Raw genomic sequence first — 21,992 nt, 5'->3', positions numbered from 1 at the left:
TCTACACTCCCTATTAATGCATCATGCGTCGTACTGCATAAATTTCTGGAACGCGTTTAATGCGTTCTACTACTTTTTTCAAGTGTTGTAAGTTACGAATCGAGATTGACATATTAATTGTTGCCATTTTATTACGGTCACTTCTACCAGAAACAGCTGAAATGTACGTTTTCGTCTCTGTAACAGCTTGCAGTACTTCATTTAATAAACCACGGCGATCGTAACCCGAAATTTCAATATCAACGTTATACTCAATTTCTTTTTCAGGGCTACCTTCCCACTCTACTTCTAATAAACGTTCTACAGCTTCTTCTGTATGAACGTTTACACAATCACGGCGGTGAATCGATACACCTCGGCCTTTCGTAATATATCCAACGATATCATCGCCTGGAACTGGGTTACAGCATTTCGATAAACGGATTAATAAATTATCAGCACCGCTTACCTTTACACCAGAATCCCATTTTCGAATTTTCATCGGTTTACGAACTTCTTTAACTTCAACAATTTCTTCTTCTTCGCGTTGTTTGCGGAACTTGTCCGTTAGTCGCGTAACAATTTGCGAAGCTGTAATTCCGCTATATCCAACTGCTGCAAACATATCTTCTTCATTTGCAAAGTTAAATTTCTCAGCGACGCGTTTTAAGTTATCAGGCGCTAATACTTCTTTCATCTCATACTCTAGACCACGTACTTCCTTTTCAACAAGTTCACGGCCTTTTTCAATATTTTCGTCTCTACGTTGTTTCTTAAAGAATTGACGAATTTTATTTTTTGCATGAGATGTTTGAGCAAGTTTTACCCAATCTTGACTTGGGCCATATGAATGTTTCGACGTTAAAATTTCAATGATGTCGCCTGTTTTTAATTTATAATCCAACGTCACCATTTTACCGTTTACTTTTGCGCCAATTGTTTTATTCCCAATTTCCGAATGGACACGATACGCGAAATCAATCGGAACCGATCCAAGTGGTAATTCCATTACATCGCCTTTCGGTGTAAAGACGAATACCATGTCAGAGAATAAATCAATTTTTAATGACTCCATAAATTCTTCTGCATTAGAAGCTTCATTTTGCCATTCTAGTATTTGACGGAACCATGTGAGTTTCTTCTCTAATGTACCTGTTGTTTCTGCTGTTTTTCCTTCTTTGTACGCCCAGTGTGCCGCGATCCCGAATTCTGCAATTTCGTGCATTTCTTTCGTACGAATTTGCACTTCAAGTGGATCACCTTTTGGTCCAATTACAGTCGTATGAAGAGATTGATATAGATTTGCTTTTGGCATTGCAATATAATCTTTAAAACGACCTGGCATCGGCTTCCAGCACGTATGAATAATTCCAAGCACCGCATAACAATCTTTAATACTATTTACAACGACACGTACAGCTAATAAATCGTAAATTTCATTGAACTGCTTATTTTGCAGTGCCATTTTACGATAAATGCTGTAAATATGTTTCGGTCTTCCAGAAATCTCAGGTTGAATTGCAACTTCTTTTAATTTCTCACGAATACCAGTCATTACTTCGTCTAAGTATTCTTCACGTTCTGCACGTTTACGCTTCATTAAATTTACAATACGATAATATTGTTGGGGATTTAAATAGCGAAGTGACGTATCCTCTAGCTCCCATTTAATAGTACTAATTCCGAGTCTATGTGCTAAAGGTGCAAAGATTTCTAACGTTTCATTCGCTATGCGACGCTGCTTCTCTTGAGGCAAATGTTTCAATGTACGCATGTTATGAAGACGATCAGCTAGTTTAATTAAAATAACTCGAATGTCTTGAGCCATTGCAATAAACATTTTGCGATGGTTTTCGGCTTGTTGTTGTTCGTGAGATTTATATTTAATCTTCCCAAGTTTTGTAACACCATCAACAAGCATAGCAATTTCTTTGTTAAATTCCCGTTCAATATCTTCTAACGTAATCTCTGTATCTTCCACTACATCATGTAAGAAACCTGCTGATACCGTAGCTGGATCCATGTGTAAATCAACTAAAATACCTGCAACTTGAATCGGATGAATAATATACGGTTCACCCGATTTTCTATATTGTTCGCTATGCGCATCACGTGCATATTCATAGGCACGCGCCACTAGCTCAATATCTTCATCCGCTAAATATTGACTTGCTTTCTCGAGTACCTGTTCAGCTGTTAGTACCTGCTCATTTGCCATCGAATCACCTTTTATTGAAAATTGACTTTATCTTTATTTAATAGAATAAATTATATTCTATCATTATAACCCAATGATTGTGAATTGTGAAAAGGAAAAGATTTTACTGACATTTCACCATGATTTTTTGTTCAATTATACAAAAGTACCCGCTCCTCTCCAAGAGATTCACGGGTACTTTTTATCACCGTAGTTTTACCTATATAGTGATTAGTATTTTTCTAATACTAATACATCGTAACCATCTAACATTTTACGACCATCTAAGTAAGTAAGCTCTACTAAGAATGCAATCCCTGCTACAACTCCGCCTAGCTCTTCAACTAACTTAATTGTCGCTTCGATTGTTCCACCTGTAGCTAATAGATCATCTGTAATTAATACGCGTTGACCTGGCTTAATTGCATCTTTATGGATTGTTAAAACATCTTTACCATATTCTTTACCGTAGTCAACTGTAATTACTTCACGTGGTAATTTTCCTAATTTACGAACTGGCGCAAATCCTACTTCTAACGCATAAGAAACTGGGCAACCGATAATGAAACCACGAGCTTCTGGTCCTACTACAACATCGATATCTCTTTCTTTTGCGTACTCAACGATTGCATCTGTTGCTGCTTTGTATGCTTTACCGTCATTCATTAAAGGTGTAATGTCCTTAAACACAATACCTTCTTTCGGATAATCCGGTACAATTGCGATATGTTGCTTGAAATCCATATTTCTGAATCCTCCTCAGATCTAAAAGGTTTGTAAATACAAATCCTTTACCCTAACTGTTCTACTTCTTTATGATTACGAATCGTTTCAAACCATGTATATAGTTGCTGATATGTGCTATAAACCAATTCTTTTTCTAATTGTAAGTGGTTCATTTTCTCACGATATGTGTTCGATTCAATTAAATCACGCTTTTGTTTTTTGTCTGCCATAAAAATGACGCCATCTTTTATTGTAACAAATTCTAACTCAAAAAACACCTGTGTCATGAAATTTACTGTATCTTTTGACCAGCCTTTATGGCGACATAGTTGTTCTCCATATTGTCTTAAAGAAAATGGTGTTTTTTGGCTTAAGAAAGAATAGTACCATTTAAAGTGTTCTCTCGTAGGAACTGTACTAAATAGATGGTTATTTTCTTGATAAAACAGCGTATAAATTCGCGCTGGGAATCCTACTTTAAATAACTCACGTAATTCATCTGTTCCGCTTGGCAAATCGAGTAACACGATGTATTGATCATCCAAATGCGTTACTTCTGACGCATGCATAAGCTTTTCTTTATAGTCCTCTAAAGAAAATTTATTCAATACCTCTTCAGAAAAATACACCATTGTTATTTTTTCTTTCGGAAGTTCTGCTAAATTTGCTTCTGCATTACGCATACTACGCCAATCAAATAATTGCCACGCCTCTATAGCAATATCTTGTACCATTAATTGTGGCTTCTTAAAATTGTTCCATTCATTGATGGATGCTTCTCCTATTACAGATACTTTTGCAACTGGAGAGATTTCTTTCGCATATGCACCAAAACCAAATCCAATTGTATCCAGTGTTGCTTGTCCATCACGAAGAGCCATTTTTAAATGAGAGCCATCTGATCCGATTGCGCGAATACTTTCTAACTCTGCATCTTTCACTGCAATACGTGGTTTCGGATTTCCAACACCAAATGGTGCTAACTTCTGCATATCTTCAATTGCCGCTAGTGTTACATCCTCTACTTTGCAAAAAACATCAACTGCTGTAATTGGAATAAAATCTTCTTCTGTTAAAATTGCATCTGCTTGTTCATTTAAGCGGCGACGTAATTCAGCTACATCATTCATATGTAGCGTCATTCCCGCTGCCATCGGATGCCCTCCGAAGTGTGGCAATAACTCTCTACAATCTGATAAATTTGCAAACAAATCAAATCCTGCAATACTACGCGCTGAGCCTTTTGCTGTTTCTTTTATAGGATCAATGCATAATACAATAGTCGGACGATAAAAACGTTCAACTAATTTAGAAGCGACAATCCCAATTACACCCGGATTCCAACCTTCTTTTGCAAGTACTAACACTTTGTTTTCTTCTGGCGGGAAGTTATTTTCAACTTCAGCGATAGCCTCTTCTGTAATTTGCTTTACAATATCTTTTCGCAGTTTGTTCAGCTCATCAATTTCTTCGGCTAACTCTTTTGCTTCCTCAGGATCATCTGATAATAAAAGGTGTACAGCCGGCGTTGCATCTTCTAAACGCCCAACCGCATTAATACGCGGTGCAATTGAGAAGCCGATACTCTCTTCTGTAATTTCACTTTGCGAAACGTTAGCAACTTTAAACAATGCCTTTAAACCAATATTTTTCGTCATACGCATATGTTTTAAACCGCGTTTCACTAGCAACCTATTTTCACCATGAAGTGACACTAAATCGGCTACTGTACCGATTACTGCAATCTCTAATAAATGTTCTGGTACACGGCCTAATAGTGCATGCGCAACTTTAAACGCAACACCTACACCAGCTAAATAGTGAAACGGATATACACCGCCATCTAATTTCGGATGTATAATCGCAAGTGCTTCTGGCAATTCTGGCGGTGGCTCATGGTGATCTGTAATAATTAGATCTATTCCAAGCTCTTTCGCTACATTCGCTTCATGTACTGCTGCGATGCCAGTGTCGACAGTAATAATCAGTGAGAACCCTGCGCTATGCGCCCAACGAAACGCTTCTTCGTTCGGCCCATACCCTTCTGTAAAACGATTTGGAATATAAAATTCTACTTCTGCACCTAATTCTTGAAGAGCAAGATATAACACAGTTGTACTACTTACTCCGTCTGCATCGTAATCACCAAATATTAATATTTGTTCTCCATTTTGAATCGCCTTATTTACACGTTCTACCGTTCTATCCATTCCTTCTAATAAAAATGGATCATGAAATTCTTGATTTTCTGTATTTAAAAAATCTAAAATCTTATCTTCTGTATCTAGTCCTCTACCGAGGAATAATGAAACGACAAGTGGCGATAACTGTAATTTACTTGCTAATTCACTCACTCGTTCGTCATTATATTCTTTTTCTTTCCAACGCGTCTTCGGTTGTAACACGAAATCACCCCTTAACCTGTTCATTATACAAGACAGATTAAGGGGTGACAATATAATGCAAACTACGATGCAATATCTATATACTAAAATGTTAATGATGTTTAATTTGGAGAATACGGATTTATATGTACGAATACATTTTGTACATTATCTTGTTTCATAAGTATTTCTTTCACATGTTTTCCAATACGGTGTCCTTCTTCTACAGTAATGTATGGATCTACAGACACTTTAATATCGACAATAACATAATGACCATGCTCCCGTGCATATAAAGAACCAATTTTTTTCACACCATCTACTTGAAGAACTGCTTCTCTAAGCGGAATAACATCCTCCTCATGAAGAACATGGTCAAGCGTTGCATGAATTGCTTCCGCTCCAATGCTCCATGCCATTTTTACAACAAGAAGCGAAACAACTAATCCTGCAATCGGATCAGCATATACAAGCCAGTCTATACCAAGCTTACCACCGAGTATAGCTGCACAAATACCGATTAAAGCTGCAATTGAAGAAAATACATCCGAACGGTGCTCATATGCATTTGCAATAATTGCATCACTATTTACCCTTTTCCCTAATCGGAATTTATATTGAAACATTCCTTCTTTCACGACGATTGAAAGAACAACAGCAAAAATCGTAATTCCTTTCGGCGGTTCTAGTTCTTGCGAAAAAGCTTTTATAGATGAAATCGCGATTTCAAGTCCCACAATAAATAATAATACCGCAACAATAATCGCTGAAATCGATTCCGCTTTACCATGACCATACGGATGATCTTCATCAGGTGGCTGCTTTGCCGCTCGCAATCCAAAAAGTACAGCTAGCGAACCAATTACATCTGATGCAGAATGCACCGCATCTGCTAGCAGTGCTTTACTGTTCCCAATATAACCAATTACCGCCTTTACAATTGCTAATATAATATTACCAACGATCCCGACAATAGCACCAAACTCGGCCTGTTTAAAACGTTCATCTTTTTCCATAATTAAAATCCCTTCTTTTCTTAACCTATCTTTTTATTTTAACAAAAACAGCGATAACACCACCACTTTCTTCCATCTTCTTCCCATCAAAAAGTTGCTATCTTATTGTATCCACAAACGAAAAAAGAGATGCCTCATAATAAGGCATCATCTTTTCTATACTTGCGGTTCAGATTCTACTTTCTCAACCTTCTTCTTGTTTTTCCCCTTTTTCAAACGACGGTTTTCAAGCATTAACCAAATTTGAGAGGCAACGAAAACAGAAGAGTACGTACCTACAATTAATCCAACAAGTAACGCAAACGAGAAGTTACGTAGTGACTCACTACCGAAGATAAGCAGTGCAATTACTGGGAATAACACTGTTAATACGGTGTTAATCGAACGACCAAGCGTTTGGCGGATACTTGCATTTACAATCTCTTCTAGGTCTTTTATATCGCGCACTCGTTTTTTCTGCTTGTATAATTCACGGTTTCTATCAAATGTAACAATTGAGTCATTAATAGAATAACCGATGATTGTTAGTACTGCAGCGATAAACGTTAAGTCTACCTCTAATTGGAAAATACTAAACATAACAACCATAACGAATGCGTCATGTAGTAATGCAAGCACTGCAGATAACGCATACGTAAATCGGAATCGAATACTTACGTATAAAATGATAACTGCAGAAGCAATCAGTACAGCGATAAATGCATTTCGTGCAATTTCTTTACCGATTGTCGGTGAAACTGTACTTATGTTTGGATCTGTACCATATTTATCGTGGAAGAATGTTTTTGTTTTGGCAATTTCATCTTTTGATAAAACACCTAATGTACGAACTGCGAAACCTTTATTGTCATCTCCAGTCGGTACAATATTTTCTTCCTTCACATCAATGTTCAATTCTTTAAAATCTTTATGAACATCAGATACCGTAACGGCTTGTTTTGATTGCAAGTCAATACGTGTACCACTCGCAAAGTCAATCCCAAGATTCAATTTGAAAATTGGTAAGATAATTGCACCCGCAATTACAACTACAATTGAGAAGATAAGGAATTTATGACCGATATTCACGAAGTTAATACGATCAAATCTCGTTGGCGGATGCACTACACCTTTTGTTAATGGAATAATATCCTTTTGTTTCACACCAAAATATCCTGGTTTTTTATCGAAGTAACGGCTCTTTACAAGTAAACCTAATAAGAAACGAGTACCGAATACGTTCGTAATAAAACCAACTAAAATACTTACGATTAAACTTGTTGCGAATCCTTTTACAGAGCTATTACCATAAACGAATAACACACCAGCTGCTGCAAGAGTCGTAACGTTTGCATCTAGAATTGTTGCTAAGGAACGATGGTTACCAGCTCGGAATGCCGACATCATTGACTTACCAATTTTCAGCTCTTCTTTCAGTCTCTCGTACGTAATAATATTCGCATCAACTGCGATACCTACTCCGAGCACTAACGCCGCAATACCTGGCAACGTAAGAACTGCATGCATCCAGTTAAAGACAAGTAATGTAACGAAAATGTATAAACCTAACATAATAACCGCTACAAGTCCTGGTAAACGGTAGAATACAAGCATAAATAAGAAGATAAGAGCGATACCAATCGCACTAGCGAAAATCGTTTGCTCTAACGCTTGTTGACCAAATTTCGCTCCAACAGATGTTGAATACATTTCTTTTAAATCAACAGGAAGTGCACCTGCATTTAATAAAGATGAAAGTTGTTTCGCACTTTCAACTGTGAAGTTTCCACCTACGATAGATACTTCAGCTTGGTTAAATACTTGGTTTACTGTTGCTGCTGATAAGAACTTCGGATTCGGTTTTGCAGATTCTGCTTTATACGAATCTTTTCCTTCTTCAAAGTCAAGCCAAATTACCATTAAATTCGTTGGTGGTGGCATTTTAGAAATTTTTTCAGTTACTTCACGGAATTTTTCAGCGCTTTTTAGTGTAAGACCTACGCTCGCACGGCCTTGCTCATCAAATGTTTGCTTCGCTCCGCCGCCTTTTAAATCCGTTCCATCCATAAGAAGGTTATCATCCACATCACGGAATGTTAATTTCGCTTGTGTTGATAACATTTCACGTGCTTTTTGCTGATCTTGTACACCAGCAAGCTGTACACGAATTCGATCTTGCCCTTCGATTTGAATGTTCGGCTCACTTACACCGAGAACATTGACACGATTTTCAAGAGCACCTACTGTACTTACAAGTACGTCTCGATCGATTTTATCACCTTTTTTGGCTGGTTTTACTTCATACAGAATTTCAAAACCACCGCGAAGGTCTAGTCCTAGACTAATTCCTTTTGCTATGTCTTTTCCTGCCGCACCAATTACTCCACCGATTAATAAGACGATGAGGAAAAAGGCGGCAATTCTCGTACCACGCTTTGCCATATGTACCCTCTTTCTGCTACTAACACTTTCAATAAATCTTTTACGATTCACTGCTATACGTGTGCATACGCCTAGTTAGTAGACTTCCTTTCTATAATTTTTGCTAGCTCATCACTAGCTGTATAGGTAAGCTTTTACACTCCCTACACTTTCATCATTTATTTTCCTCTTCACTACCTCCTTTATATATAATCTTAGACACAATTATTTCCTCTTTATCAATACATATCATTATACTGCAAAAGGAAGAACAAACCAATTGCAGTCGGTTATTTATTTTCGTACTCATCAAATGACCAAAGCGGTGCTTGGTAAGCTTCAACAGTTAAATATGTCATATATTCATTAGTACTTACTGTTAATACGTCATTAACTAATTCATACAATCTAACATCGCTGTCTATCTTCTTCCACTTTTTCACTTTGAGAAACTTCCAAATGTCATCATCTGTTACTCGGTCGTAACCGAACATTTGAAACTCTTCTACTTTACTTTCTAAAACGACTTGTAACTGTCCGCGGTATGATTCTACCAAAGCCTCTCTATCTAACATTTATAACATCTCCTTCTTATTTCAGCACGAAAAAGTCGCTTTAATCCCGCTCTAATGGACAGCAATAACTACTTTCAAGAGCACTATCATACTTCACTCTCTTAAATGCTTGTCATTCTTGTCTCGTACGTGCATATAAATTATTGTAAATCATTCCATTGATTTTGAGAAGGTAGGAGAAGAACATGACGAGACAAAGCTTTTTAAAAGGCGCATTTATTTTAATGATAGCCGGCTTTATTACAAAAATACTTGGCTTTATCAACCGCATAGTAATGGCACGTATTTTAGGAGAAGAAGGCGTTGGTCTTTATATGATGGCCGTTCCTACATTCATTTTAGCAATTACATTGACACAAATTGGTCTTCCTGTCGCAATCGCAAAGTTTGTAGCAGAAGCGGAAGCTGTAAACGATAAACAAAGAGTTAAAAAAATATTAACCGTATCACTAGCTGTTACATCCGTTATTAGTATCATTTTAACAATCGGAATTATGTTCCTCACGCCTATTTTAGCAAAAACATTATTAACCGACGAAAGAACGTACTATCCATTAATGGCCATTTTGCCCGTTGTCCCGGTTATTGCTGTTTCTTCTGTTTTGCGTGGTTACTTTCAAGGGAAACAAAACATGAAACCTAGCGCTTATGCGCAAGTTCTAGAACAAGTCGTCCGCATTACCATTATCGCTATATGCATCCAGTTATTTTTACCTTACGGCATAGAATACGCTGCAGCCGGCGCTATGTTATCAGCTGTTCTCGGTGAAGTTGCATCCTTATTATTTTTACTCACGTTATTTCAGCGAGAAAAACATTTATCAATACGCTCTGGATTTTTCACTACTGTAAAGGAAAGCAAAGGGACATTTTATTCTCTGATGGATATTGCCCTTCCAACTACAGGAAGTCGTTTAATCGGCTCCGTTTCATATTTTTTTGAACCTATTGTCGTTATGCAAAGCTTAGCAATCGCTGGTGTCGCTGCTTCTGTTGCAACCCAGCAATACGGTATATTAAACGGTTATGCATTCCCGCTTCTATCACTACCCGCCTTTATTACATACGCTCTTTCTACAGCGCTCGTCCCTTCTATTAGTGAAGCAATGGCAAAAAGACAACATAAATTAGTGGAGCACCGTTTACAACAAGCACTTCGAATTTCATTAATTACCGGCGGATGGTCTGTCGTTATATTATACGTATTCGCTTCTCCTGTTTTAACTCTTATGTATGGATCAGACAGCGCAACAGCATTCATTCAACTTCTTGCGCCTTGCTTTTTATTTCATTATTTCCAAAGTCCACTTACCTCTGTTTTGCAAGCTTTAAACTTAGCAAGGGCTGCAATGATGAATACATTTATTGGTGCCATCGTGAAATTAATCGTTATTTTTGTACTAGCATCAAGGCCAGAATTTCAAATGATGGGGGTTGCACTTGCTATCGCTGCAAATATTGTAACAGTAACATTTCTTCACTACGCTACTGTTTTAAAAAAGATTACATTTACCATTTACGCAAAAGACTATATTTTCGGCGGACTTGCCATCGGTATCTCAGGCGCCTTCGGTTTTTATCTCCATAAATATATTATTTTCTCTCATTCCCTTGGCATACAAACATTATGGGAAATCACTTTAACAACAATTGTTTATATCGTACTTCTCTTCACTTTCAAACTCATTCGAAAAGAAGAGTTAAGTCGTCTCCCTATCATTCGTAAACTTTCATTTTTGAAATAAGATGAAACTTTAATCAGTGGGGTAATCTCCACTGATTATTAGTTAAACCAATCATTCTTACTCTTTCAAAGGATAAATCTCTAATTTTCTTTTACATCAACAAAAAATTGTCCGTTTTGAAAACTACAGTATAAAATTTGTGTTACATCGTTATAACCTAAGTTTTTTAATTTCTCAATAAGCCATTCATCTGTATGCTCAATCATTTGTAAATGACTAGATTGAATTTCTCCATCAATAATAAGAGGAAGCGTAAACTGTAATGTATCTTGTTTATTTTTTTGTTTTTGAAAGACAGATAACTTCCCAGACGGTTCCAAAATAGCATATTCTACATCCCGAATATCTCCAACTCCTTGTTCCCTTAATTGCATCATTAAATCATCTATATTATACCGTTGCTTTCTCATCTTCTTTTCATCAATCTTCCCCGCGTTTACAAGAATAGCTGGCTCACCTTCTATTAAATGCCGAAAGCGTTGATACTTTAGGGAAATGACTGACAAAATAATTTGGATGCACATAAGAAAAGTCATCGGAACTAATTGATGCCAAAGTGATTTATCGGTATTTTCAATTGCCACTACGGCCATTTCTCCAAGCATAATAAATACGACTAAATCTAATACACTTAGCTCTCCTATCTCACGTTTACCCATAAGACGAAAAATAATTAAGATGATGATATACAAAAGCATTGTCCGTCCAATTATTGATATCCATTCCATTTCTACATCTCCTTTTTTACGTATAGACTCCCCTATAAAAAAGAAACTAGTCTAACTTGGGCAAAAGGAAAATATGCTTGTATTAAAAAGGGGGAATGCATAAATGGATGGAACGAAAAAATTATCAACTGCAATTGGCTTCGGTATTGTTACACTACTAATTCTCGCATCTATTACTAGTATGATTATGGCTCTTTTATTAAAGTTTACAAATATAAATGAAGGGACATTAACCGTTACTATTTTTATACTCGCTCTTTTATCTATGCTTATGTCTGGATTTACTGCCGGCAAAAAGGCTCAAGGAAAAGGTTGGCTAGTAGGTTTCACAACAGGGCTCACATTCACTATACTCGTCTTTCTAGTTAACTATTTAGGCTTTTCTCAAACCTTATCGAACTCACAATTACTTTATCAATTAGCATTAATGGGGGCGAGTACACTAGGTGGTATTTTCGGTGTAAATATGTCAAAGCAAAGTAACTAAAAAAAGGCCCTGCACATTTCATGCAGGGCCTTCCACATTAGTTTTTCACAACTTCACGAATCGCATTGCGATCGAAAGTTAAGTGTGAACCACCAGATTTAATAACGATTTTCGTCTCATCTACTGATTCGATTGTACCGTGTAAACCACCGATTGTTACGATAGCATCACCTTTTGCTAACTCACTTTGCATTTGAGCAACTGCTTTTTGACGTTTTTGTTGCGGGCGAATTAATAAGAAATAGAAAATCGCAAACATCGCAACGATCATAACGATATTCATCATACCTGCATTCATCTTTTGTTCCTCCTTTTAAATTATGTATTAGAAGTTTTTAGCATTCGGTTTATTAAAGCCATACTGTTCAAAGAACTCTTCGCGGAAATCGCCAAGACGGTCTTCACGAATAGCTTGTCTCACCTGCTCCATTAAGTTTAACAGAAAATGAAGGTTGTGATAAGACGTTAAACGAATTCCGAACGTTTCATCACATTTCATTAAGTGACGAATATACGCACGTGAGTAGTTTTTACATGTGTAGCAATCACAGTTTGGATCAAGCGGACCGAAGTCTCTTGCGAATTTCGCATTTTTTACAACGAGTCGACCTTCACTTGTCATACATGTACCATTTCGAGCGATACGAGTTGGAAGTACGCAGTCAAACATATCAATACCACGAATTGCACCATCGATTAATGAGTCAGGAGAACCTACACCCATTAAGTAACGAGGCTTATTATCTGGAAGAAGTGGTGTTGTAAACTCAAGTACACGGTTCATAATATCTTTCGGTTCACCAACAGATAAACCGCCTACAGCGTAACCAGGGAAGTCCATTGAAACAAGGTCTTTCGCACTTTGACGACGAAGCTCTTCGTACTCCCCGCCCTGTACAATACCGAATAAACCTTGATCTTGCGGACGTTCATGCGCTTTTAAGCAACGTTCTGCCCAGCGGCTCGTACGCTCTACAGATTTCTTCATATATTCAAAAGTAGCCGGGAATGGCGGACACTCATCAAATGCCATCATAATATCCGAACCTAATGCATTTTGGATTTCCATCGCTTTTTCTGGTGATAAGAATAATTTATCTCCATTTAAGTGATTACGGAAGTGAACGCCTTCCTCTTCAATACGACGGAAGTCACTTAAACTGAATACTTGGAAACCACCAGAGTCTGTTAAGATTGCACGATCCCAGTTCATAAATTTATGCAAGCCGCCTGCTTCACGAATAATTTCATGACCTGGACGTAGCCATAAATGATACGTATTACTTAAAATAATGCCAGAATCCATTGCTTTTAATTCTTCCGGTGACATTGTCTTAACTGTCGCAAGTGTACCAACTGGCATAAATGTTGGTGTATCAAATGAACCGTGCGGTGTATGCACACGACCTAAACGGGCACCCGTTTGTTTACATGTCTTAATAAATTCATAACGAATTGCTGTCATAACTTACTCCTTTTATTTGTTTCTCATTTTAGCGTGAGATGCAACGAACATTGCATCACCGAAGCTAAAGAAACGATATTTTTCTTTTACTGCTTCATTATAAGCATGAAGTACATTATCTCTATTTGCAAATGCACTTACAAGCATGATTAATGTTGATTTCGGCAAGTGGAAGTTTGTAATTAAACCATCAATTGCTTTAAATTCATATCCCGGATACATGAAAATATCTGTCCATCCAGAAGCGGCGCAAAGCTTACCGTCATGATCTGTTGCAATTGTTTCTAACGTACGAGTTGATGTCGTACCTACAGTAATAATACGTCCACCATTCTCTTTCACACGATTTAATAATGCCGCTGTCTCTTCAGACATATGGTAATATTCTGCGTGCATATGGTGTTCTTCAATCGTGTCTGCAGAAACTGGTCTAAATGTTCCAAGCCCTACGTGAAGTGTAATGAATGCCAACTGAACGCCTTTTTGCTTTAACTTCTCAAGTAACTCTTCTGTAAAGTGAAGTCCCGCAGTCGGCGCTGCTGCTGAACCGATTTCTTTCGCATATACTGTTTGATAGCGATCGCGATCTTCTAGCGTCTCTTTAATATATGGAGGAAGTGGCATTTCCCCAAGTTCATCTAAAATTTCATAGAAGATGCCGTCATATGAAAATTCAAGCTGACGTCCACCTTGATCTGCAGTTCCTGTGCAAGTTGCTTTTAATTTCCCTTCGCCAAAAGAGATAACAGTTCCTTCTTTTACACGTTTCGCTGGCTTTACAAGCGTTTCCCACTTATCGCCTTCTTCTTGTTTTAAAAGAAGTACTTCAATGTGCGCGCCTGTATCTTCTTTCACACCGTGCAAACGAGCAGGCATAACTTTCGTTTCATTTAAAACTAAGCAATCCCCCTCATGTAAGTAAGAAAGAATGTCCGTAAAATGTTTATGCTCAATATCACCTGTTTCACGGTCTAACACCATTAATCTTGATGTTTCACGATCTTCTAACGGGACTTGTGCAATAAGTTCTTCTGGTAAATGAAAATCAAACAGATTTATATCCATAGCTATATCCACCTATTTCTTATTTAAATCGATTTATTATATACATAATAAAAGATAGTACAATACTTAACACAATACATGTAATGATAGGAAAATAAAAGGTAACGTTTCCTTTTTTCACAAAAATATCGCCTGGAAGCCTGCCAATGAACTTCCAAGCTAATCCAACAACGATGAGTAAGATTCCCGCTGTAATAAGCATTTTGGGCATCTCCATCATACTTTTGGCATCTCCATTCCGAAATGTTCATACGCAAGCGGCGTTACAATTCGGCCCCTTGGCGTTCGTTGTAAAAAGCCAATTTGTAATAAATACGGCTCATACACATCTTCAATCGTATGAGATTCTTCTCCAATTGTTGCTGAAACCGTTTCTAATCCAACTGGACCACCACGGAATTTCTCAATAATACCAAGCAGTAATTTATGATCAATATGATCTAGACCTAATTTATCTACTTGCAGTAGCTCTAATGCCATTTGCGTAATTTCCATCGTAACCGTTCCGTTACCACGAACTTGCGCGAAATCACGTACACGTCTTAAAAGACGATTCGCAATACGAGGTGTACCACGAGCACGTCTTGCAATTTCTAATGCAGCTAACGAATCGATTTCAACTTCAAACACTTCTGCTGTACGTTCAACAATCGCAGAAAGCTGATTTACTGTGTAGTACTCTAACCTTGAAAGTACACCGAAGCGGTCACGAAGCGGTGCCGATAATGCTCCGGCGCGTGTCGTTGCTCCAACTAATGTAAATGGCGGTAAATCTAGGCGTACAGAACGTGCTGAAGGCCCTTTTCCAATTACGATATCAAGGCAAAAGTCTTCCATCGCAGGATACAATACTTCTTCAATTGATCTATGCAAACGATGAATTTCATCAATAAATAATACATCCCCTGGCTGAAGCGCTGTTAATACAGCAGCTAAATCTCCTGGTCTTTCAATAGCGGGACCTGAAGTTGTTCTAACATTAACGCCCATTTCATTTGCAATAATATTCGCAAGCGTCGTTTTACCAAGACCTGGCGGTCCATATAAAAGCACGTGATCTAACGTTTCTTCACGCATTTTCGCTGCTTCAATAAATACTTCTAAATTATGTTTCGCTTTATCTTGGCCAATATACTGACGGAGCGTCTGTGGCCGTAATGAATATTCTAAATCCGCATCTTCATATGCAGATTCCCCTGAAAGGAGACGTTCGTCCATTATACTCACCTCTTACCATTTAGTAAAAGACTAAGTGCCTTTTTAATATACTGATCCGTCGTTAATGATTCTTTTAATAACTCTGGTACAACGCGAGAAACTTCGCGTTCTGCGTATCCAAGTGCGCGCAGAGCTTCCAGTGCCTCATCAAGCTCAGCTGATGAACCTTTCTTCTCATCAAAACGTTCTGTGTCTGAGAATAAATCCACAAATGCATCTGGTACGACATCTGCTAGTTTTCCTTTTAAATCTAAAATCATTTGGCGTGCTGTTTTCTTTCCGACGCCTGGGAATTTCACTAAAAACTTCTCATCTTCATGCTCAATCGCTTGAACGACCTGTCCTGTTTGACCAGAAGCTAAAATTGCAAGAGCGCCTTTTGGCCCAATGCCAGACACGCCTAACAACTTTGTAAATAATAAACGCTCTTCACGTGTTTTAAACCCGTAAAGTGCCATAATATCTTCTCTCACATAATGATATGTATAGACACGGATTTCTTGCTTACTTCTTTGAAATACATACGGATTCGGTGTGAAAATTTGATAACCAATCCCATTATGGTCAATTACGACATATTCCGGCCCTACATACTCCACGTAACCTGTAACATATTCAAACAAAATACGATCTCTCCCTCTTAAATCATGTATTCCATTTTAACATATTTAATGATAGAAAAGCGAGACTGCCCCAACAAATGTTCTCCACTTGAAACTTCTGTTATTTTCCATTGACAGAAAGGTTAAAGCACCTTAATATACAGAGGTCGATAATGATTATCAATACTAATTAAAGGGGTTACATCAGGATGAAACGTAAGCTATTTATTTTATTTACTATTATGCTTGTTGTTCTTTCTATCGTTGGCTGTTCTTCTCAAAAAGAAGAATCAAAAGCAAAAGAACAACCGAAAACAAAAGTTATAAAACATGCTAAAGGTGAAGCTACAATTCCAGTAAATCCAAAGAGAATTGTTGACTTATCTGGATCAACAGAAGAACTATTACTTCTTGGACACAAACCTGTTGGTACAGCAAATACATATAAAGATAAAATCCAAAATCACTTAACAGACAAATTAGATGGAGTAAAAGCAGTTGGTTGGTACTGGGCACCTAAAGTTGATTTAGAAGCTGTTACTGCTTTAAAACCAGACTTAATTATTTTAAACAACCGTCAATTAAAAATTTATGATCAACTAGAAAAGGTTGCACCTACAGTTGTTCTAGAAACAAACTTAGAAGACTGGCGTGGTAAGTTTAAAGAAGTAGGTAAGCTATTTGACGAAGAGAAGAAAGCAGACAAATGGATTGCAGACTACGATAAGAAAGCAGACTCTTTATCTAAAAAAATTAAAGAGAAAACAAAAGATGAGAACTTTATGTTCGTTGCAGTTACACCACAAAACTTCCGTGTATATGGTAGCTTCGGATACGGTGACATCATCTTTAATGACTTAAAACTTCCAGCAACAAAAGGTACGGATTTAAAACAAACGATGGCGCAAGTATCACTAGAAGGTCTAGTTGCATTCCAGCCTGACCAAATGTTTATTGTAAACTTCGGCGGCGAAGCTGATAAAGTTTACGAAGACTACAAAAACAGTGCCGTTTGGAAAGACAATAAAGCAGTTAAAAATAATCACGTATATGAAGTATCAAATGAAGTCTTCAATACGAAAGCATTCAATCCAATCGGAAAAGATATGCTAATTGATGAAATCGCAAAAGAAATTTTAGCTAAAAACAAATAAGAAAAAAAAGCAGCTCACCATGAGCTGCTTTTTTTCTTATTTTGCACTGCGTATTGTTTCATTTTTTCAATCGTCTTTACAAAACCTTCTTTTGATTTAATCCGAATACCACGCTTCAATTTCGCACGCTCATAACTCTCAAGCTTTTTCATATCAATTTGAAAGAAAGAATGGATCGCATTATCACTTTTTGGCACACCTTTGAAAATTTGTAATATCCCTTCCTCTGAAACACCAAAATACCCGCTCGTTTTCAATAACGGAGAAATATCATCAACTTTCTTTTGTAATACGATTTGTACATCATCACGATCAACAAGTTGCCATTCTTTATATTGCTGTAAAAACTTTTCTAAATCCGCTACTTTTTCTGTAAGTATTTCCTCACTTACTTCTCCATCAACATACATACGCTCTAATAAAATTGTAACCTCAGGTTCTTTTTCCGTTACTTCTGGTACTGGCCCTTCCGCCTTCACATTCGTTTCATAAACGAAACAAAACATCATAACGAAAGCTTGCATCGCAATCAGTATCCATTTCATTTCCGTTCACCTCTTTTAGGCAAGATCATACTTTCATTAGTAGTTTTTCCGGAAATGGTGGTTTTATCCCTAATTCATAGAATGCCATCATTAAGAATTATAGTGTTCAATTACTTTTATCTATTTCGAAATACATTGATTATGCGAAAGCTTCTTTATATCTTTATTTGATTGTACTGTTACTATATAAACCCCCATTAGTATAATTATCATTCCAACTATTTGTTGCCACGTAACAATCGCTTCATATAATACAACTGATATACCAGTAGCCACAATAGGAGTTAGATTTAAATACATACTAGCTTTACTTGCGCCTAACTCTTCAACCCCCTTATTAAACACGATATACCCAATTAACGTCCCACATACGACCATGTACAACATTTCTATCCAACCTTGTAAAGAAAGCGTTAAAACCTTTCCCCATCCATCCTCATGTAGAGAAAATCCTGCTAAAAAAACAGTTCCTAATATCGTCATACTCATTGTAGTTAACAAGGGTGATACACCACGCATAACTTTTTTCCCAGTTAAGCTATATAGCACCCCACAGATTAAAGCAGCTATAAATAAAAGATCTCCTTTATTAAAGGATAAAGACATAAGTTTATGTATGGAACCACTCGTAATAACAACTATTACGCCAAGCAGGGATAAGATTACACTTATTCCTATTTTTAAACTCCAAGACTCTTTAAAAAATAATATTGCCCCTAATGTCACAAAAACTGGCATTGTAGCAATGATAAGTGAGCCATTCATAGTAGAAGTATAATGAAGTCCCATAAAGAAAAAAACGTTGTAGCCAAAAATACCTGTTAACGATACAAATAACAGCCCTTTCCAATTCTTTAATAACAAACTTGTATCCCACTCAGATTTCATAAAAACTATGCCTATTAAAATAAAACTAGCTAAGCCAAAACGAATTGTTGCTGCAGTAATTGGTGGAATCTCCGTAATAATATGCTCCGCTGTCGCAAAAGAGCCACCCCAAAACAAAGGAACAAGTAACATAATCACGTACATACGATTTATACTATTCATTTTCATTACCCCTTTTCCACAAAACGTGTTTATAAGTTTAAACTCATTTACTTATCAATCAAAAAAAATTAATAATTTGACTCTATCGCTTGAATTAAATCTTTTACCTGTTTTAAAAACTCTCCAGCCACTATAGAATAAAAAATCTCTTTTCCATTTCGATCGGCTTCAACTAGTTCTGCTTGTTTTAAAATTTTTAAATGATGCGAAACAGCCGGTCTAGAAATTCCCATTTCATCTGTTATTTGCGTTACATTCATCTTTTTATTTTCTAATAACAGCATAATAATTTGCTGACGATTCTCATCTCCCAACGCCTGAAATATAGGGGTTACGACCTGAAATTTCTCTAATACAACTTCTGTATTTCTACATTCAAAGTTCTCCATATCCTATTCATCCCAACCTTTTATATCTAAAAAACATGTAATATTTTACTATTAAATAGTAACCCTTTCATATACACTTGTAAATAACTTTATTTTCCGACTTTTATTTCAACAAAAAAGGGAAGATTGGATTCCTCCATTCTTCCCATTACATTCATATAAAATGAAAGACGCCTGCAAAGCAGGCGTCTTGATGCGTTTACGGCGAGAGACCAGGCGACCACATTCGCGTGTTTAGCACTTAAGCATATCTCTCGTCTTACGTAAATTAGCTCATCGCTTTGTTAATATAACATTAATAAAGTGTAAGTGCAACATGTTTATAAAAATATTTTATTCCCTCTTTTATCCAACTGAATAGTATGTAAATTATAAATTGATAAAAGTAATATATATGTTACAATTAATATAACAGCGAAATCATAATAAACAGGAGATGGATATTGTGAAAAAAATAAAGGATGAACGTCTCATTCTGAAAACATTAAAAAACATACGTATTGCCTTTCTTTTTCAATCGCTTGGTATAATTGGCATTTTAGGCTATATCGGATTCACTGAAGGAATGGATCAAATTACGAAATCTCCATTATGGCTATTATTTATTCTTACAAGTATCGTCCTTAGTTATTTACAGTTAAGTGTTTCAATCGATGTAGAAGAAAGTGAAAAGGAAATAAAGTTAACTCCTTATTATAAACTTGTCTTCCGCTCCCTTATTGTAGGAATCGTTATGGCTATTATTTATATTATTTTCAGTCCAGAAAGACCACTGTTTGAAGCTATTTTAACAGGTAGTATTCTTTTCATATGCTTTTTAGTTTCTTACTCCGTTAGTTATTTTATTAAAAAACGTCGTTTACAAGACAACGATGAATAAAGAGGAAGGGCTACCCCTTCCTCTTTTGTTTTGCTATCGTACTGTACCAGTTAAACCGTAACGAATGTCTCGGAACATATTCACTATGTCACGATTAAAATCGTTTGTAACTGTACCGTTACGTAGACGAGTACTCATTGCATCGACACGAGTAAACATATCATTTCTTACAGAAACATATACGTTTCTGTTTCCAACTTCATTTGCAACAGCTTGACGAACTTCATTTGCAAGCGCTGTTTCATTCGATACTGGATTACGTGGTTTTACCGCAATCGCTACATCGTTTCCATATACAACTGTTGACACACGGTCTACGTTATTCATACGTTTCACACGATTTGTAATTCTTTCTGCTGTTTTACCATCATTGTTAATGTATGAATTGTTCATTGTAATATTACGTGTTGGATGTGGATTAGCAATTTGGCCATTATAATTTACATCGCGGTAATAATTATTATATCCTGTATCGTTACGACCATTTCTATATGTTACATAATCTGTATAACGATCATTACGCGTTACATTATCACGATACTGGTGTGTATCATTATAAGATGTACGCTCGTAATTGTAGTTACGTCCATCCATTGCATTGTTATCTTTTGGTGTACCACATGCAGCTAATGCACTGGTAACTAACAAAGAAGCAGCAATCACTTTTACTTTCGTATTCAATACAAAAACCCCCTCTGTTAGAATGAGCTTCTCTACTGAAAAGCTCCCTCTTATGATGAGTAACAGAGAAGGTTTTTACACTGTTAATATTTCACTGGGAATTTTCTAGCACCTCATAAAAAAACTTCATTTTCTTAATTAACACGCATGCAAAAAAGGCGGGAATACTCCCGCCTTTTTAAACTTCTTCTTCGTCCTCTTCTTCTGAAACGGGCTCTCCAAATACATTTGGTGGATCTGGTTGATAATACATCGTTCCTGGCTGTGGTGCATATGCAGACTGAGTTGGTTGATAATATAAAGGATTCGCATATTGCGGACCACCTGGTTGTGGACTATATAGTCTACTTTCTCCTCCGCATCCACAATCTTCCTCACCCTGCACAAGCGGCGGCATATTATTATCCATTGGCATCATATTCGGATTTGGCATAGACGTATATTGTGGTCCAAACGGCGCTCCTTGCTGATATGGCATTTGATATGGATTTGGTTGTTGATAATACGGATTCGGCGGCATCATGGGCTGTTGATACGGCATTTGATATGGCATCATATTCGGTGGTTGATTGTTATCCATTATCGGCATTATATTCGGCATTTGATTGTTATCCATTATCGGCATCATATTCGGCATTTGATTGTTATCCATAATTGGCATCATATTCGGCATTTGATTGTTATCCATAATTGGCATCATATTCGG

The 21,992-nt window shown here is 36.8% G+C and carries 21 protein-coding genes and 1 pseudogene; 4 read left to right on the top strand and 18 right to left on the bottom strand.

What is annotated here, in order from left to right; genetic code table 11:
• Nucleotides 1-13 precede the first annotated feature (13 nt).
• The 6 genes from relA to IBT51_RS03465 all read right to left on the bottom strand — a co-directional run bounded on the left by relA (nucleotide 14) and on the right by IBT51_RS03465 (nucleotide 9,277).
• A complete protein-coding gene (gene relA / locus IBT51_RS03490; protein WP_001262795.1) occupies nucleotides 14-2,197 on the bottom strand; it encodes a GTP diphosphokinase in 2,184 nt (727 codons plus the stop codon).
• Nucleotides 2,198-2,407: 210 nt separating this feature from the next.
• Nucleotides 2,408-2,920 carry an adenine phosphoribosyltransferase gene (locus IBT51_RS03485; protein ID WP_000346215.1) on the bottom strand — a complete coding sequence of 171 codons (513 nt, stop codon included), beginning with the start codon at nucleotides 2,918-2,920 and terminating at the stop codon, nucleotides 2,408-2,410.
• Between the two features lie 47 nt (nucleotides 2,921-2,967).
• Nucleotides 2,968-5,307, bottom strand: a complete 2,340-nt coding sequence (recJ, locus tag IBT51_RS03480) for a single-stranded-DNA-specific exonuclease RecJ (protein ID WP_088025465.1) — start codon at nucleotides 5,305-5,307, stop codon at nucleotides 2,968-2,970.
• Between the two features lie 101 nt (nucleotides 5,308-5,408).
• Nucleotides 5,409-6,302 (bottom strand): cation diffusion facilitator family transporter, encoded by an 894-nt coding sequence (locus IBT51_RS03475; protein WP_000409746.1) that lies wholly within the window; start codon nucleotides 6,300-6,302, stop codon nucleotides 5,409-5,411.
• 156 nt (nucleotides 6,303-6,458) lie between these two features.
• The gene (gene secDF / locus IBT51_RS03470; protein WP_001119065.1) at nucleotides 6,459-8,723 is read right to left on the bottom strand and encodes a protein translocase subunit SecDF; all 2,265 of its coding nucleotides are present in this window, start codon (nucleotides 8,721-8,723) and stop codon (nucleotides 6,459-6,461) included.
• A gap of 269 nt (nucleotides 8,724-8,992) precedes the next feature.
• Nucleotides 8,993-9,277, bottom strand: coding sequence for a post-transcriptional regulator (locus tag IBT51_RS03465; RefSeq protein WP_000886979.1), 285 nt, complete (start codon nucleotides 9,275-9,277; stop codon nucleotides 8,993-8,995).
• Between the two features lie 185 nt (nucleotides 9,278-9,462).
• Here IBT51_RS03465 and spoVB point away from each other — a divergent pair, with 185 nt between their 5' ends.
• Complete coding sequence (gene spoVB, locus IBT51_RS03460) at nucleotides 9,463-11,022, top strand: stage V sporulation protein B (RefSeq protein WP_089171792.1); 1,560 nt, start codon at nucleotides 9,463-9,465, stop codon at nucleotides 11,020-11,022.
• An 80-nt stretch (nucleotides 11,023-11,102) separates the two neighbouring features.
• On the opposite strand, the gene IBT51_RS03455 is transcribed toward spoVB, so the two are convergent.
• Complete coding sequence (locus IBT51_RS03455) at nucleotides 11,103-11,750, bottom strand: DUF421 domain-containing protein (protein ID WP_000454821.1); 648 nt, start codon at nucleotides 11,748-11,750, stop codon at nucleotides 11,103-11,105.
• A gap of 103 nt (nucleotides 11,751-11,853) precedes the next feature.
• Between IBT51_RS03455 and IBT51_RS03450 the strand changes: the two genes are divergently transcribed.
• The gene (locus tag IBT51_RS03450) at nucleotides 11,854-12,237 is read left to right on the top strand and encodes a TIGR04086 family membrane protein (protein ID WP_000349148.1); all 384 of its coding nucleotides are present in this window, start codon (nucleotides 11,854-11,856) and stop codon (nucleotides 12,235-12,237) included.
• 37 nt (nucleotides 12,238-12,274) lie between these two features.
• Here the strand turns inward: IBT51_RS03450 and yajC are convergent, their stop codons facing one another.
• From yajC to ruvA, 6 genes are read right to left on the bottom strand one after another with little or no spacing between them, the layout of a single operon-like run.
• Entirely contained in the window at nucleotides 12,275-12,535 is a 261-nt protein-coding gene (gene yajC / locus IBT51_RS03445) for a preprotein translocase subunit YajC (protein ID WP_000991115.1), read from the bottom strand.
• Nucleotides 12,536-12,562: 27 nt separating this feature from the next.
• Nucleotides 12,563-13,702, bottom strand: a complete 1,140-nt coding sequence (gene tgt, locus IBT51_RS03440) for a tRNA guanosine(34) transglycosylase Tgt (RefSeq protein ID WP_000125365.1) — start codon at nucleotides 13,700-13,702, stop codon at nucleotides 12,563-12,565.
• Nucleotides 13,703-13,714: 12 nt separating this feature from the next.
• Entirely contained in the window at nucleotides 13,715-14,767 is a 1,053-nt protein-coding gene (queA, locus tag IBT51_RS03435; RefSeq protein ID WP_000354014.1) for a tRNA preQ1(34) S-adenosylmethionine ribosyltransferase-isomerase QueA, read from the bottom strand.
• A 19-nt stretch (nucleotides 14,768-14,786) separates the two neighbouring features.
• Nucleotides 14,787-14,987: a DUF2905 domain-containing protein gene (locus tag IBT51_RS03430; protein WP_000970410.1), complete on the bottom strand. Its 201-nt coding sequence runs from the start codon at nucleotides 14,985-14,987 to the stop codon at nucleotides 14,787-14,789.
• On the bottom strand, nucleotides 14,984-15,985 hold the full coding sequence (ruvB, locus tag IBT51_RS03425) for a Holliday junction branch migration DNA helicase RuvB (RefSeq protein WP_200458079.1): 1,002 nt from the start codon (nucleotides 15,983-15,985) through the stop codon (nucleotides 14,984-14,986). The genes IBT51_RS03430 and ruvB overlap by 4 nt, the downstream gene beginning before the upstream one ends.
• Before the next feature lie 5 nt (nucleotides 15,986-15,990).
• Complete coding sequence (gene ruvA, locus IBT51_RS03420; RefSeq protein WP_000464511.1) at nucleotides 15,991-16,608, bottom strand: Holliday junction DNA helicase RuvA; 618 nt, start codon at nucleotides 16,606-16,608, stop codon at nucleotides 15,991-15,993.
• Nucleotides 16,609-16,796: 188 nt separating this feature from the next.
• On the opposite strand from ruvA, the gene IBT51_RS03415 reads away from it, so the two are divergent.
• A complete protein-coding gene (locus tag IBT51_RS03415; protein WP_197242774.1) occupies nucleotides 16,797-17,741 on the top strand; it encodes an iron-hydroxamate ABC transporter substrate-binding protein in 945 nt (314 codons plus the stop codon).
• 14 nt (nucleotides 17,742-17,755) lie between these two features.
• Here the strand turns inward: IBT51_RS03415 and IBT51_RS03410 are convergent, their stop codons facing one another.
• The 3 genes from IBT51_RS03410 to IBT51_RS03400 all read right to left on the bottom strand — a co-directional run bounded on the left by IBT51_RS03410 (nucleotide 17,756) and on the right by IBT51_RS03400 (nucleotide 19,725).
• A complete protein-coding gene (locus IBT51_RS03410) occupies nucleotides 17,756-18,286 on the bottom strand; it encodes a BofC C-terminal domain-containing protein (protein WP_000871172.1) in 531 nt (176 codons plus the stop codon).
• Nucleotides 18,287-18,406: 120 nt separating this feature from the next.
• Entirely contained in the window at nucleotides 18,407-19,336 is a 930-nt protein-coding gene (locus tag IBT51_RS03405) for a DMT family transporter (protein WP_088025469.1), read from the bottom strand.
• A gap of 68 nt (nucleotides 19,337-19,404) precedes the next feature.
• Nucleotides 19,405-19,725 (bottom strand): ArsR/SmtB family transcription factor, encoded by a 321-nt coding sequence (locus IBT51_RS03400; RefSeq protein WP_088025470.1) that lies wholly within the window; start codon nucleotides 19,723-19,725, stop codon nucleotides 19,405-19,407.
• 445 nt (nucleotides 19,726-20,170) lie between these two features.
• Here IBT51_RS03400 and IBT51_RS03395 point away from each other — a divergent pair, with 445 nt between their 5' ends.
• Nucleotides 20,171-20,605: a hypothetical protein gene (locus IBT51_RS03395; RefSeq protein WP_023523099.1), complete on the top strand. Its 435-nt coding sequence runs from the start codon at nucleotides 20,171-20,173 to the stop codon at nucleotides 20,603-20,605.
• 33 nt (nucleotides 20,606-20,638) lie between these two features.
• On the opposite strand, the gene IBT51_RS03390 is transcribed toward IBT51_RS03395, so the two are convergent.
• Nucleotides 20,639-21,286, bottom strand: coding sequence for a YhcN/YlaJ family sporulation lipoprotein (locus IBT51_RS03390; RefSeq protein WP_016080194.1), 648 nt, complete (start codon nucleotides 21,284-21,286; stop codon nucleotides 20,639-20,641).
• Between the two features lie 178 nt (nucleotides 21,287-21,464).
• Nucleotides 21,465-21,992, bottom strand: a pseudogene (exsA, locus tag IBT51_RS03385) (spore coat assembly protein ExsA); the annotation flags it as partial.

This window comes from Bacillus sp. S71 (assembly GCF_016625265.1).
GTDB classification, from domain to species: Bacteria; Bacillota; Bacilli; order Bacillales; family Bacillaceae_G; genus Bacillus_A; species Bacillus_A cereus.
Note: the sequence above shows the minus strand (reverse complement) of the source record. Positions and strands in the feature narration are given on the sequence as shown.

Coding starts and splice junctions, on each gene's coding strand:
- relA (WP_001262795.1), bottom strand. CDS start 2,197: ATGGCAAATGAGCAGGTACTAACAGCTGAACAGGTACTCGAGAAAGCA.
- IBT51_RS03485 (WP_000346215.1), bottom strand. CDS start 2,920: ATGGATTTCAAGCAACATATCGCAATTGTACCGGATTATCCGAAAGAA.
- IBT51_RS03475 (WP_000409746.1), bottom strand. CDS start 6,302: ATGGAAAAAGATGAACGTTTTAAACAGGCCGAGTTTGGTGCTATTGTC.
- secDF (WP_001119065.1), bottom strand. CDS start 8,723: ATGGCAAAGCGTGGTACGAGAATTGCCGCCTTTTTCCTCATCGTCTTA.
- IBT51_RS03465 (WP_000886979.1), bottom strand. CDS start 9,277: ATGTTAGATAGAGAGGCTTTGGTAGAATCATACCGCGGACAGTTACAA.
- spoVB (WP_089171792.1), top strand. CDS start 9,463: ATGACGAGACAAAGCTTTTTAAAAGGCGCATTTATTTTAATGATAGCC.
- IBT51_RS03455 (WP_000454821.1), bottom strand. CDS start 11,750: ATGGAATGGATATCAATAATTGGACGGACAATGCTTTTGTATATCATC.
- IBT51_RS03450 (WP_000349148.1), top strand. CDS start 11,854: ATGGATGGAACGAAAAAATTATCAACTGCAATTGGCTTCGGTATTGTT.
- yajC (WP_000991115.1), bottom strand. CDS start 12,535: ATGAATGCAGGTATGATGAATATCGTTATGATCGTTGCGATGTTTGCG.
- tgt (WP_000125365.1), bottom strand. CDS start 13,702: ATGACAGCAATTCGTTATGAATTTATTAAGACATGTAAACAAACGGGT.
- queA (WP_000354014.1), bottom strand. CDS start 14,767: ATGGATATAAATCTGTTTGATTTTCATTTACCAGAAGAACTTATTGCA.
- IBT51_RS03430 (WP_000970410.1), bottom strand. CDS start 14,987: ATGATGGAGATGCCCAAAATGCTTATTACAGCGGGAATCTTACTCATC.
- ruvB (WP_200458079.1), bottom strand. CDS start 15,985: ATGGACGAACGTCTCCTTTCAGGGGAATCTGCATATGAAGATGCGGAT.
- IBT51_RS03415 (WP_197242774.1), top strand. CDS start 16,797: ATGAAACGTAAGCTATTTATTTTATTTACTATTATGCTTGTTGTTCTT.
- IBT51_RS03410 (WP_000871172.1), bottom strand. CDS start 18,286: ATGAAATGGATACTGATTGCGATGCAAGCTTTCGTTATGATGTTTTGT.
- IBT51_RS03405 (WP_088025469.1), bottom strand. CDS start 19,336: ATGAATAGTATAAATCGTATGTACGTGATTATGTTACTTGTTCCTTTG.
- IBT51_RS03400 (WP_088025470.1), bottom strand. CDS start 19,725: ATGGAGAACTTTGAATGTAGAAATACAGAAGTTGTATTAGAGAAATTT.